The sequence below is a fragment of the Streptococcus oralis genome (assembly GCF_901543815.1).
Taxonomy (GTDB): domain Bacteria; phylum Bacillota; class Bacilli; order Lactobacillales; family Streptococcaceae; genus Streptococcus; species Streptococcus oralis_CM.
Genome location: NZ_CABEIU010000002.1, coordinates 910,822 through 924,526, shown reverse-complemented (window position 1 = coordinate 924,526; position 13,705 = coordinate 910,822). Strand labels below are relative to the sequence as shown.

The 13,705-nt window shown below is 41.6% G+C and carries 11 protein-coding genes; 2 read left to right on the top strand and 9 right to left on the bottom strand.

Annotation, left to right across the window (positions count from 1 at the left end; all coding sequences use genetic code 11):
• Nucleotides 1-107: 107 nt before the first annotated feature.
• The 4 genes from ligA to FQT28_RS04665 all read right to left on the bottom strand — a co-directional run bounded on the left by ligA (nucleotide 108) and on the right by FQT28_RS04665 (nucleotide 6,183).
• The gene (ligA, locus tag FQT28_RS04680) at nucleotides 108-2,066 is read right to left on the bottom strand and encodes an NAD-dependent DNA ligase LigA (RefSeq protein WP_143989563.1); all 1,959 of its coding nucleotides are present in this window, start codon (nucleotides 2,064-2,066) and stop codon (nucleotides 108-110) included.
• 89 nt (nucleotides 2,067-2,155) lie between these two features.
• Entirely contained in the window at nucleotides 2,156-3,334 is a 1,179-nt protein-coding gene (locus FQT28_RS04675) for an MFS transporter (protein ID WP_143989562.1), read from the bottom strand.
• A gap of 80 nt (nucleotides 3,335-3,414) precedes the next feature.
• Nucleotides 3,415-4,278, bottom strand: a complete 864-nt coding sequence (locus tag FQT28_RS04670) for an Rgg family transcriptional regulator (protein WP_143989561.1) — start codon at nucleotides 4,276-4,278, stop codon at nucleotides 3,415-3,417.
• A gap of 3 nt (nucleotides 4,279-4,281) precedes the next feature.
• The gene (locus tag FQT28_RS04665; protein ID WP_143989560.1) at nucleotides 4,282-6,183 is read right to left on the bottom strand and encodes an ABC-F family ATP-binding cassette domain-containing protein; all 1,902 of its coding nucleotides are present in this window, start codon (nucleotides 6,181-6,183) and stop codon (nucleotides 4,282-4,284) included.
• A gap of 154 nt (nucleotides 6,184-6,337) precedes the next feature.
• On the opposite strand from FQT28_RS04665, the gene FQT28_RS04660 reads away from it, so the two are divergent.
• Both FQT28_RS04660 and FQT28_RS04655 read left to right on the top strand, forming a co-directional pair.
• A complete protein-coding gene (locus tag FQT28_RS04660; protein WP_143989559.1) occupies nucleotides 6,338-8,056 on the top strand; it encodes a phospho-sugar mutase in 1,719 nt (572 codons plus the stop codon).
• A 110-nt stretch (nucleotides 8,057-8,166) separates the two neighbouring features.
• Nucleotides 8,167-8,514: a DUF6568 family protein gene (locus FQT28_RS04655; protein WP_001071322.1), complete on the top strand. Its 348-nt coding sequence runs from the start codon at nucleotides 8,167-8,169 to the stop codon at nucleotides 8,512-8,514.
• 31 nt (nucleotides 8,515-8,545) lie between these two features.
• Here the strand turns inward: FQT28_RS04655 and FQT28_RS04650 are convergent, their stop codons facing one another.
• The 5 genes from FQT28_RS04650 to pta all read right to left on the bottom strand — a co-directional run bounded on the left by FQT28_RS04650 (nucleotide 8,546) and on the right by pta (nucleotide 13,704).
• Nucleotides 8,546-9,355 carry an MBL fold metallo-hydrolase gene (locus FQT28_RS04650; protein WP_070567443.1) on the bottom strand — a complete coding sequence of 270 codons (810 nt, stop codon included), beginning with the start codon at nucleotides 9,353-9,355 and terminating at the stop codon, nucleotides 8,546-8,548.
• 1 nt (nucleotide 9,356) lies between these two features.
• On the bottom strand, nucleotides 9,357-10,706 hold the full coding sequence (vicK, locus tag FQT28_RS04645; protein WP_143989558.1) for a cell wall metabolism sensor histidine kinase VicK: 1,350 nt from the start codon (nucleotides 10,704-10,706) through the stop codon (nucleotides 9,357-9,359).
• Entirely contained in the window at nucleotides 10,699-11,406 is a 708-nt protein-coding gene (gene yycF / locus FQT28_RS04640) for a response regulator YycF (RefSeq protein WP_000723165.1), read from the bottom strand. The genes vicK and yycF overlap by 8 nt, the downstream gene beginning before the upstream one ends.
• A 56-nt stretch (nucleotides 11,407-11,462) precedes the next feature.
• On the bottom strand, nucleotides 11,463-12,641 hold the full coding sequence (mutY, locus tag FQT28_RS04635; RefSeq protein WP_143989557.1) for an A/G-specific adenine glycosylase: 1,179 nt from the start codon (nucleotides 12,639-12,641) through the stop codon (nucleotides 11,463-11,465).
• A gap of 88 nt (nucleotides 12,642-12,729) precedes the next feature.
• A complete protein-coding gene (gene pta / locus FQT28_RS04630; RefSeq protein ID WP_125449042.1) occupies nucleotides 12,730-13,704 on the bottom strand; it encodes a phosphate acetyltransferase in 975 nt (324 codons plus the stop codon).
• Between the last annotated feature and the right edge of the window lies 1 nt (nucleotide 13,705).

Below are 13,705 nucleotides of genomic sequence, written 5' to 3'. Positions count from 1 at the left end.
GATGGATTCAGTTGGCATTTCATCACAATGGACAACAGATTTTAACCATGTCAAAACACATCAGGAGGGACACTTTCAGACTATCTGACACCTTGTTTTTACTATCATTACAAACTTTCCAACCAAGCTTCGTCTCGAACTTCGATACCAAGTTCTTGAGCTTTTTGGAGTTTGCTTCCTGCATCTGCTCCTGCTACGACAAGATCCGTTTTCTTGGATACACTGCCTGTTACTTTGGCACCTAGACTTTCGAGTTTACTTTTTGCTTCTGAGCGTTTGAGACGTTCCAATTTCCCCGTGAGTACAACGGTCAAACCTGACAAGGCCGCATCTGCTACTACTGTCTGTCCTTTATAGTCCAGATTGACTCCAGCTTCTTTCAGCTCATCTAAGAGAATTTTAGACCCTTCTGTAGCAAAATAAGTCTGGAGACTTTGCGCAATTACACTCCCCAAGCTTTCGATACTTGCTACTTCCTCTGGATCTGCTTGGGCTAGATTTTCAATAGAGTGGAAATGTTGGAGTAAGAGCTGACTAGCCTTACTTCCGACATGGCGAACGCCCAGACCAAACAAGAGCTTTTCAGCAGAGTTTTCCTTTGATGCTTGAATAGCCTGATACAGTTTAGAAGCAGATTTTTCCTTGACACCTTCTAAAAGGAGGAAATCGTCTTCTTTCAAACGGTAAATATCTGCCACATCCTTAACCAGATTAGCAGCAAAAAGTTTTTCAACGATAGATGGACCAAGCCCTGTTATATTCATGGCATCTCGAGAGGCAAAGTGAATCAAGCCTTCCATAATTTGGGCAGGGCAGCGAGGATTGATACAACGCAGGGCTACTTCATCTTCAAAGTGAAGCAACTGACTGTCACAACTTGGACAATTTGATGGAATATCTAGTTTTTCTTCAGAAATACGTTTAGACTCTACAACACGCAAGACAGCAGGGATGATGTCTCCAGCCTTATAGACAATAACCGTATCATCTTTGCGGATATCCTTTTCAGCGATATAATCTACATTGTGTAGGGTTGCACGGCTAACAGTTGTCCCAGCAAGCTGAACAGGTGTTAGATTAGCAGTCGGAGTCACAACACCCGTACGACCTACTGTCCAGTCAACTGAGAGCAGTTGGGCTTCTTTTTCCTCAGCAGGAAATTTGTAAGCTACTGCCCACTTAGGCGCTTTAACTGTAAAACCGAGTTCTTCTTGACCTGCTAGGTCATTGACCTTGATTACCACCCCATCAATGTCATAAGGTAAATTATCCCGTTCTTGTCCTACTTCTTGGATAAAATCCCATATCTCATCTATGCTTTTAGCCAAAATTCGTTTAGGATTAACTACAAAGCCAAGCTGTTCAAGATGCTTCAAGACCTTTTCTTGACTATCACGAGTAGAAGGGCTGGCTTCTTGATAGAGGAAAGTGGCAAGATTACGCTTGGCCACTACTGCTGTATCCAACTGACGGAGGGTTCCTGCAGCTGCGTTACGAGGATTGGCAAATTCAGGCTCCCCATTTTCTTGGCGAGCTTGGTTAACCTGGTCAAAAGAAGCGCGTGGCATGTAACATTCCCCACGAACGGTGATATCTAGTTCTTCTGGCAAGGTCAAAGGAATGTCCTTGACACGCTTGAGGTTCTCTGTGATATTTTCACCAACTGAACCATCCCCACGTGTCGCACCAACAACCAAAATTCCCTTTTCATAAGTTAGCGAGATAGACAAACCATCGATTTTCAGCTCACAGATATAAGTGGGATGGGCTAACTCCTTACGAACACGCGCATCAAAAGCTTCTAACTCTTCACGTGAAAAAGCATCCTGCAAACTATAAAGAGGATACTGATGACTATATTTTTCAAAACCATCTAAAACCTTACCACCAACACGATGGGTCGGACTGTCCGCTAAAACTTGATCTGGATAGGCAGCTTCCAACTCGACCAACTCTCGGTAGAGGCGATCATACTCACTATCTGAAACCGAGGGATTGTCACTCGTATAGTACTCGGTCGCATAGCGATTGAGCAAGGCAACTAACTCATTCATTCTTTCATTCATAAAACTATTCTACCATAAATCAAGCCCTCCTCACAATAGAGAAGGACTGAAAAATGGTTTGTAGTGTAATATTTTCTTAAAAAGAGAAATTATAACTCTTTTTCAAAACGATTTCGAACATAAACGAGGGATAGACAAGACAGGATAACAACACCACTTCCAATTATCAGAAAAGAAGAGAGATGAACACTTGGCAACACCGTCATAAAGCCTTTTGCAATCGGCATAAATAGGATGGCTAAGGTAAAAATGGTGCTTAGCACCCTCCCCAAGTATTCCCCCTCAACCTTGGTTTGCACCTGAGTAAAAAAGTGAATATTAAAAATCGTCATAAACAGTTCACAAACTAAATTTCCAGAAAAGGAAAGAAAAGTTGGCAGTGGTAATCCCATCATAAAAACTCCAACTCCAGTCAAAGCTAGTAAAATCAAAAGATTATAAACACTTGCCTTTATCTTACTAGCTAGAAGAGCTCCGATAATCGAACCAATAGCGCCCATAGTCAAAATACTCGCATAAGCTCCTTCTACCCCATATAGTCGATTTGAAAAAGGGAGGAGAAATTCAAAAGCTGCAAAAAAGAAATTAACGCTGGAAGCTACTAATAAAAGTAAAAAAATCTCTTGCTGGCACCAGATATAGCGAATCCCTTCTTTCATATCAGCAAAAATATTTTTCCAGCTAAAAGTCTTTTTCTCTTGTTCCTGAGTCTCTTTTTTGGGGAGGAAAGCTACTAAGGTAAATGCGATGAAAAAACTAATGGCATCTAAAATAAGAGTCATATGGAGACTGGCAAATTGTAAAACGAGGAAAGAAAGTACAGGGGAGCTAACACCTACAACCTGCAAGATTAACTCTAAACGAGCATTGTAGGTCACAATCTCGCTTTTCTCTACAACCTCAGTTATAATGGCTTTATTGGCTGTACGAGAAAATGCAAAGGCAACCGCCTGAACAATATTGGCAAAGATCAAAGCAGCAATCATCAAGCTATCATTTCTGATGAAAGAAATAGCTAAACAGAGAATACCGCAAATCAAGTCTGTCGTCATCAAAATTTTGCGACGCGAAAAGCGGTCTGAAATCACTCCGCCAAAGGGATTGACCAGAATCGATGTAACCAACTCAGAAATTTGATAAATCCCAAGAACAGTCTGCCCTATCGTTCCCATTGATGCCAACCAAACACTATTTCCATAGTCATAGAGCATATTTCCTATCTTATTAATAGCCCCACGACTAACCAACTGGATTGCATGTCGATTCATATAAAAAGCTCCTCTCAAATTTTGAAACTATTGTATCAAAACTGAAAGGAGTCTCTTTATTTTTCCCTTATTCGGGAAATTTAAGCATTTACAAATTTTTCATAATGTTCCTGATAGTAAGCCACTTGCTCTGGAAGTCCAAGCACATCAAAAATATGCATAGCCTCCTGCATCTGACTACAACCCTCTTCTTTAAAGTCTCTCTGGTAGAGGGAGAAACCTTTGAGATAATGGAAAATATTGCGCTCATAAAGCTTGATACCATTTCCAATCAACTTCTCCACATAGCCCTCAAAATAGTCCGCATTAGCAAAAGAACGGTTCTCCAAACAATGCTGGTAACAGTTCAGAGCTAAAATCAAAACAAGTTTTCGATGCCGACCAATTTCTTTGTAGTAGTCTTCTCGCTCCATGACTTCTCTGCCAATCCGAGCCACATAGTCCACATTGTAGAAAGTATAGAGATTCCCGAAAAGAATCAACTCATACATGGTCCATTCTTCTGTTTGAAAAAGATAATCTGCTACCTTTTCCAAATCACTCTGACTCATCGTGTAACGAGCATCTCTTTGACAAATCAAACCCTGTAGCAGAATCCAATTCAGCTCAAAATAGAGGGGAGTTGTCGATCTCTTAGACTTTTCAAGTTGTTCTCTTTGAAGCTTTTGAAAACCTGCAATATCATTTGAGTAGTAAAGCGGAATAATCTGTGCCATTAAGGCAACATGTTCATGATTTTGAAAATCCCTAGCCTTGTCCATGAAATTTTCAATAGTCACATGAATATTGTCCAAAATCTCAAAGAAACGAGAAACTGCTAGATCAGACTCCCCAAGCTCGAAGCGAGATAGCTGAGAGGTTGAACATGATTCACCTGCCGCCTCTTTTAAGGAGTACTTCCCACTTGTTCGAAATTCACGAAATACCTTTCCAAGATGTTCCATTTCTTACACCTGCTCCGATAATTCTTCCCACTCAAGCATAGCTTCTTCCTGACGATGACCAATTTTGTCCAGTTCAGCCTGCAATTCCATGAGTTTTTCGGCGTCGTTGGTTTCCAGCATTTGTTCAGAAATGGCTTGACTTTGGCTCTCTAACTCTTCGATTTCAGCTTCCAAACTTTCGATTTGTCGCATGAGCTTACGGGCTTCTTTTTGACTTTCTTTCTGAGCTTGGTAGTCATTAACTGGGCTTGTTTCTTTTGCTTGATTGCTAGTTGAAGCTTCCTCTGTCTGGCTGACTTCCATTTCAGCCTTTTTATCAACATAGTAGTCATAGTCTCCTAGATAGAGGGTCGAACCATTCTCGGACAATTCCAAAACATGAGTGGCTACACGATTGATAAAGTAACGGTCGTGACTGACGAAAAGAAGGGTTCCATCAAAATCAATCAGAGCATTTTCTAACACTTCCTTGCTATCAATATCCAAGTGGTTGGTCGGCTCGTCAAGAATCAAGAAGTTATTGTTTTCCATTGAAAGTTTGGCAAGAAGTAAACGAGCTTTCTCGCCACCAGACAGCATTCCGACTGACTTTTTGACATCATCTCCTGAGAAAAGGAAGGCGCCAAGACGGTTGCGGATTTCAACTTCAGGTGTCAGTTTAAAATCATTCCAGAGTTCATCGAGTACAGTATTGCTTGGTGTTAGCTTACTTTGAGTCTGGTCATAGTAGCCAACCTCAACATTTGCTCCAAAACGCTTCTCCCCTTTGATAAAAGGAATCTGATCTACTATTGACTTGATAAAGGTTGACTTCCCAATGCCATTTGGTCCTACGATGGCAACAGCATTCATCTTACGGAGGTCGAGATTGATTGGCTCTGACAATATTTCACCATCATAACCAATGGCTGCATTTTCAACGGTCAGGACAACATTCCCAGACGTTTTTTCAGACCGGAAGGTCATGTTGGCTGATTTCTTACCAGCTTCAGGCTTGTCCAAACGCTCCATTTTTTCCAGTTGCTTGCGGCGAGATTGAGCACGTTTGGTCGTCGAAGCTCGTACTAGATTACGATTGACAAAGTCTTCCAGAGCAGCGATTTCCTTCTGCTGTTTTTCATAGTTCTTAGCTTCCGTTGCTAGCTTTTGCTCCTTTAATTCGACAAAACGAGAATAATTTCCCACATAACGGTCTAAAGAATGCTTGGTCAAATCGAGTGTAACCGTCGCAACCTTGTCCAAGAAATAGCGGTCATGACTGACAATAATGAGGGCACCGCTATAGTTTACCAAGTAATTCTCTAGCCAGGCTATGGTTTCGATATCCAAGTGGTTGGTCGGCTCGTCCAAGACCAAGAGATTGGGCTTTTCAAGGAGCATTTTTGCTAGAGCCAGACGAGTATTTTGACCACCAGAAAGCTCAGCAATTTTCATCTGCCACATAGATTCATCAAACTTGAAACCATTTAAGATAGCACGGATATCAGCTTCATAGGTAAAGCCGCCTGCTTGACGGAAATTCTCTGACAAACGGTCATAATCCGCCATCAGTTTATCCAAATCCTCACCAGGCTTTTCACCCATCTCCAACTCCATCTGACGAAGTTGCTTCTCAGTCCGACGTAGATCATCAAAAACATGGAGCATTTCATAGTAGATGGTATTTTCAGACTCAAAACGGCTATCTTGGGCTAGATAAGACAGAGAAATATCTTTTTTCTTATTGATTTCCCCACTAGTTGGCTCCTCTTCTCCAACCAAAATCTTCAAAAGAGTAGACTTACCCGCTCCATTTCTCCCAACGAGGGCAATCCGATCTCGTTCATCTACTTGCAGATTGATATTATCAAAAAGGACTTCACCTGCAAAAGAACGTTCAATTTTATTGGCTTGTAAAATAATCATATAGGTAGTATAGCATGTTTCCCTAAGGGGTTCAAGACTATAGAATCCATTTCATTTCAAGCTTTTTCAGAAAGTTATGCTAACGTTTTACTAAAATGATAAATCGTGGTATAATGAAAGCGATTAAAAGAATTTACAATAAAGGAGACGCTCAATGACTTACCAAGAAAATTATCAAAAATGGGTAGATTTTGCTGACCTTCCAGACTACCTTCGTCAAGATTTGGAAAATATGGACGAAAAAACAAAGGAAGATGCCTTTTATACCAATCTAGAATTTGGTACTGCTGGTATGCGTGGTTTGATCGGCGCTGGTACTAACCGTATCAATATCTATGTTGTCCGTCAAGCGACTGAAGGTTTGGCTCGTTTGATTGAGTCAAAAGGTGGAAATGAAAAAGAACGCGGCGTGGCAATTGCCTACGATAGCCGTCACTTCTCTCCAGAATTTGCCTTTGAATCCGCTGCAGTTCTTGCAAAACATGGTATCAAATCTTACGTATTTGAAAGCCTTCGTCCGACTCCAGAACTCTCATTTGCAGTTCGTCACCTCAACTGTTTTGCAGGTATCATGATTACTGCCAGCCATAACCCTGCACCATTTAACGGTTACAAGGTTTACGGTGAAGACGGTGGACAAATGCCTCCTCACGATGCAGATGCCTTGACGACTTACATCCGCGCTATCGAAAATCCATTTGCTGTGGAAGTTGCTGATGTGGAAGCTGAAAAAGCTTCTGGCTTGATTGAAGTTATCGGCGAAGCTGTCGATGTAGAATACCTTAAAGAGGTTAAAGACGTTAACATCAACCCAGCCTTGATCGAAGAATTTGGTAAAGACATGAAGATTGTCTACACACCACTTCATGGTACTGGTGAAATGTTGGCCCGTCGCGCTCTTGCCCAAGCCGGATTTGATTCTGTTCAAGTCGTTGAAGCGCAAGCAACTGCTGACCCAGACTTCTCAACTGTTAAATCTCCAAACCCGGAAAGCCAAGCAGCCTTCGCCCTTGCTGAAGAACTCGGCCGTAAAGTAGGTGCTGATGTACTTGTCGCAACTGACCCTGACGCTGACCGTGTTGGTGTTGAAGTTCTTCAAAAAGATGGTAGCTACCTCAACCTTTCAGGTAACCAAATCGGTGCCATCATGGCTAAATACATCTTGGAAGCCCACAAAAACGCAGGAACTCTTCCTGCAAATGCAGCCCTCTGCAAGTCTATCGTATCAACTGACTTGGTAACGAAGATTGCTGAGAGCTACGGCGCAACTATGTTCAATGTCTTGACTGGTTTCAAATTTATCGCTGAAAAGATTCAAGAATTTGAAGAAAAACACAATCACACCTACATGATGGGATTTGAGGAAAGCTTCGGTTACTTAATCAAACCATTCGTACGTGATAAAGATGCTATCCAAGCTGTTCTTGTTGTTGCAGAGCTTGCTGCTTACTACCGTTCACGTGGTTTGACTCTTGCTGACGGTATCGAAGAAATCTACAAAGAGTACGGCTACTACGCTGAAAAGACCATCTCTGTAACTCTTTCAGGTGTCGATGGTGCTGAACAAATCAAAGCGATTATGGCTAAATTCCGTGACAATGGTCCGAAAGAATTTAACGCTACAGCAATCTCAATCACAGAAGACTTCAAAGCACAAACTTCTACTGCTGCAGATGGTACTGTTACAACCTTGACAACTCCTCCAAGTGATGTATTGAAATACACTCTTGCTGATGGTTCTTGGATTGCAGTTCGCCCTTCTGGTACAGAACCAAAAATCAAGTTCTACATTGCCGTTGTGGGTGAAAGCAACGAAGATTCACAAGCTAAGATTGCCAACATCGAAGCAGAAATCAATGCCTTTGTAAAATAAAGCTTTATAAAAGATGAGACCAACCAATCTCATCTTTTTTCGTATCAAATCCGAGCAATTTTAGAAACTTTGTGGCATACTAGTTTTATCAAAAAAAGAGAGGTATTCTTATGAATCAATTTTTAGAAGATATTAAAGACCTTGAAGTGACTACAGTTGCACGTGCTCAAGAAGCTCTTGATAACAAAGAAACAGCAACCTTCTTCATCGGTCGTAAAACTTGCCCTTACTGCCGTAAATTTGCTGGTACATTAGCAGGTGTCGTAGCTGAAACCAAAGCACACATCTACTTCATCAATAGTGAAGAACCAAGCCAATTGGAAGCCTTACAAGATTTCCGCTCACGTTATGGAATTCCAACTGTACCAGGTTTTGTCCACGTTGCAGATGGTCAAATCAATGTTCGTTGCGACTCCTCAATGTCAGCTCAAGAAATCAAAGAATTTGCAGGATTGTAAAAGACAACAAAAGAAGGCACTCGCCTTCTTTTTATATATCTGTCAGTGGTGTTGCGGTATCTGGGGAAGTATCGTAAACTTTAAAGTCTACTCCTACTCCCAGATCAGCTTGTGCTAGCTGATTGACCATGGTCATATGAGCCAGCTCCTTGATATTGTTTTCTTTGGACAAATGCCCAAGGTAGATTTTCTTGGTCCGATTTCCCATTGCACGAATCATGGCCTCAGCACCGTCTTCGTTAGAGAGGTGACCAAGATCAGATAAGATTCGCTGTTTGAGTCGCCAAGCATAAGAACCTGCTCGCAAGATCTCCACATCATGGTTGGACTCAATGAGGTAACCGTCAGCATTCTCGACAATTCCTGCCATACGGTCGCTGACATAACCTGTATCGGTCAGCATGACAAAACTCTTATCATCCTTCATAAAGCGATAGAACTGCGGTGCGACTGCATCATGGCTAACACCAAAACTCTCAATATCGATATCGCCAAAGGTTTTTGTTTTGCCCATCTCAAAGATATGCTTCTGCGATGAATCCACCTTACCGAGGTACTTGCTATTTTCCATAGCCTGCCAGGTCTTTTCATTGGCATAAAGATCCATACCATATTTGCGAGCCAACACACCGACTCCATGGATATGGTCTGAATGCTCATGCGTAATCAAAATCGCATCCAAATCTTCTGGTTTGCGATTGATTTCAGCTAGCAGGCTAGTAATTTTCTTACCAGACAAGCCTGCATCCACTAAGATTTTCTTTTTTGGGGTTTCCAGATAAAAAGAATTTCCACTGGAACCTGATGCTAAAATACTGTATTTAAAGCCTATTTCACTCATTCTAGTCTTCTACTTCATCCTCCCAGACTTCTTCTTTTACGGCATCCTTATCATAAGGGAGCACGATGGTAAAGGTTGACCCCTTACCGTATTCACTTTTGGCCCAAATAAAGCCATTGTGTTGTTTGATGATTTCCTTGGCAATAGCCAGACCTAGACCAGTTCCACCTTGTGCACGACTTCTTGCACGATCCACACGATAAAAGCGGTCAAAAATCTTCGGCAAATCTTGCTTTGGAATACCTAAACCTTGGTCTTTGATGGATAAAATCATCTGATCATCAGTGGTTTTCATGCTGACAGTAATTTTCCCACCATCTGGTGAGTACTTGATAGCATTGTTGAGAATATTATCAATCACCTGGGTCATCTTATCAGTATCGATCTCGATCCAAACTGAATTGATTGGGTAATCTCTAACCAGCTCATATTTTTTCTCTTCATCCTGGCTCCTCATCTTATCGAAACGATTGAGGATAAAGGTGATGAAGGCTGTAAAATTAATCAATTCCACATCCAACCGAGTGGTCGCATTATCAATACGAGAGAGATGCAAGAGATCTGTCACCATCCGCATCATACGGTTGGTTTCATCGAGCGAAACCTTGATAAAATCAGGAGCAACAGGATCATACAAGGCTCCCTCGTCTAAGGCTTCAAGATAGGACTTAACACTAGTCAAAGGTGTCCGCAACTCATGGCTAACATTGGACACGAAGAGTCTCCGTTCACGCTCTTCCTTCTCCTGTTCAGTCGTATCGTGCAAAACGGCAACCAAACCAGAAATGAATCCAGACTCACGACGAATGAGTGCAAAACGCACACGAAGACTAAGATATTCTCCATTAGCATTTTGGGAATCAATCATCAATTCAGGAATCTGTGTAATGAGGTCACGCAGTTCATATTCATCCTCTATCTTAAGCAATTCTAGGATGCTTTTGTTCAATGCTTCTTCTTTTACGATACCCAGCTGTTTCTTAGCCATATCGTTAATCATGGTAATCTGACCACGGCGATTGGTTGCAAGCACTCCATCTGTCATATAAGAAAGAATACTGTTCAGCCTTTTTGTTTCTTGCTCCAGATTCTCCTGCGTTAAACGAATGACCTCAGACAAATCATTCAGATTATTGGTGATGTTGGTGATTTCAGAGCTTCCTTGCATATCCAAAACTCGAGAATAATCCCCTGCAATCAAATCCTTGACCTTTTGATTAATCTGCTTTAGCCGAATATTATCACGGCGATTTTCTAGCAATAGCAAGGTAACCACCAAGATAAAGCCCAGCAAAATCAAAATAAAGATAAAATCTCTGTTCAGAATGCTTTGTTTAATTGCTTCAATCATTATTTCTCATATAGTAACCCACACCACGACGTGTTAGGATGTATTCTGGACGGCTTGGAGTGTCTTCGATTTTTTCACGCAAACGTCGGATGGTCACATCCACTGTACGAACATCACCAAAATAATCATAGCCCCAAACAGTCTCAAGTAAGTGTTCACGAGTAATCACTTGTCCAATATGGGAAGCCAAGTGGTACAAGAGCTCAAACTCACGGTGGGTCAAATCTAATTCCTCACCATATTTCTTAGCTACATAAGCATCTGGAACGATTTCCAAATCGCCAATCTGTAGGGGTTGGGATTTCTTTTCATCAGTTTCTTGACTATCCACTGAAGCGAGGTCTGTACGACGGAGCAAGGCCTTCACACGCGCTTGCAATTCACGGTTTGAGAAGGGCTTTGTGACATAATCATCTGCCCCAAGTTCTAAACCGATAACCTTGTCAAACTCACTATCCTTAGCCGAGAGCATAATGATAGGCACACTGCTAGTCTTACGAATGGTCTTAGCAACTTCTAAACCATCGATCTCAGGAAGCATCAAATCTAGAATAATAATATCAGGTTGCTCCGCCTCAAATAGCTCGATGGCTTCTCTGCCGTTAAAGGCTGTTACAACCTCATAGCCTTCCTTGGTCATATTGAACTTAATAATATCTGAGATTGGTTTCTCATCATCTACAACTAATATTTTTTTCATATGTTCACCTTTTCTCTATCTATTATAACAAAAAAATGTAAAGAAGGCACAAATGGCTAATTCCAGCCTTCATCTTCAAGAACTGTTTTATAAGCCTGCCAAATCTTTTGTTGAGGTTTAGCAAATGGATAATCAGAAAATTCCTGAGGGGAGATCCAGCGAATTTCTCTGTCATCAAACTGTTTCGAATCTGTTACCTGACCCGCTAGGATTTGAATATGCCATTTACGATGACTAAATACATGCTTGACTTGATCAAATACTTGATGGGACCAATCAACTTCTAAATCATAATCCTGCTCAAAACTTTCTTGGGGTGTTGGACCGAAAGTAACGCTTTTTTCAGCGACCTGAGCAAACAGATTCAACTGTTCCTCTTCCTGTGAAAACTCCTCTACTTCTATCAAAGGAAAATGCCAAAAACCAGCTAGCAGTTTCTCACTTTCGTTTTTCTCAAGTAGATATTGACCGCGGTCATTGCGCACAACCAAAGCCTTGAGATAGATTGGGAGAGGCTTTTTCTTGGGTTCTTTAATCGGATAACGACCCATGGTTCCATTCTGATAGGCTGCGCTAAATTCCTTAACAGGACTTTCTTCTGGTCGAGGATTAACTGGAGCCTCTATATCAGACCCCAAGTCCATCAAGGCTTGATTAAAGTCTCCTGGTCGTTCTGGATCGATTAAGATTTCCATCATAGCTTGGAAGATCTTCCGATTGCTAGGAACGCCGATATCATGTTTGACCTCAAACAAGCGAGACAAAACTCGCATGACATTGCCATCGACCGCGGGCTCAGGTAAATTAAAAGCAATACTGGAAATTGCTCCCGCAGTATAAGGACCAATCCCTTTTAAACTAGAAATTCCTTCATAGGTGTTTGGAAATTGACCACCAAAGTCAGCCATAATCTGCTGGGCTGCTTTCTGCATGTTGCGAACTCGGGAGTAATATCCCAACCCCTCCCATGCTTTTAGCAAACGCTCTTCAGGCACATTCGCCAGACTTTCAACAGTTGGAAACCAGTCCAAAAATCGTTCATAGTAGGGAATGACTGTGTCTACTCTAGTCTGTTGGAGCATAATTTCAGAAACCCAGATATGATAAGGATTTTTACTTCTACGCCATGGTAAAGCCCGTTTGTTTTCATCGTACCAGTTGAGGAGTTTCTCACGAAAAGAAATGATCTTCTCCTCTGACCACATGTCAACTCCGTATTCTTTCAAATCTAACATATATCTAGTATAACATAGAAGCTTCTAACTGTCCTTTTCTTTGTGCTAAAAAAGCCTCTTCTACTAGAGAGGAAGAGACTCCATTTCTTTATTGATTGATCGCCTGAGCTGCTGTGATGAGAGTCAATTTGTAAACATCATCTGGGTTACATCCACGTGATAGATCGTTGACTGGTTTATTCAATCCTTGTAGAACGGGACCGATAGCTGCGAAACCACCTAGACGTTCAGCTATTTTGTAGCCGATATTTCCTGCTTCGATACCTGGGAAGATGAAGACATTTGCTTGACCTGCTACATTGCTCCCTGGAGCTTTTAGGGCCGCTGTTTCTGGAACGAAAGCTGCGTCGAATTGCAATTCCCCATCAATCTCAAGGTCTGGACGTAGATCGTGTGCCAGTTTAGTTGCTTCAACCACCTTATCAACACTATCACCAAAACCAGAACCTTTTGTAGAATAGCTTAGCATAGCGATTTTGGGTTGAATCCCAAACATTTTGGCAGTAATTGCTGAGTTAATAGCAATTTCAGCCAAAGCTTCTGCATCAGGATTAATATTAAGGGCACAGTCACCAAACAAGTAACGTTCTGTACCACGCACCATAAGAAAAGCTCCTGAAGTACGAGTTACATTTGGACGCGTTTTGATAATTTGAAGAGCTGGACGAACTGTTGAAGCTGTTGAGTGAATAGCACCTGATACCATTCCATCTACCAAGCCCATGTAGACAAGCATAACACCAAAGTAGTTGACATCTTCTAGTAGGACCTGACGTGCTTCTTCTTCCGACATTTTTCCTTTACGACGTTCTACGAGCGCAACCACCATGTCTTCAAATTGAGGATAATAATGTGGATCAATCACTTCATAACCATCCATGATCCCTTCGATTTCAAGATAAATTTTAATTTTTGCAGGATTTCCAAGCAAAACAGGAACAACTTCTGTTTCTTTTACCAAGCGTTTCGTTGCTTGAAGGATACGTGGTTCTTCCCCTTCAGGGAGAACAATACGAGCATTTTTGCCAACTAGGTTGGCTTTGAGACTTTCAAAAACTTCCATG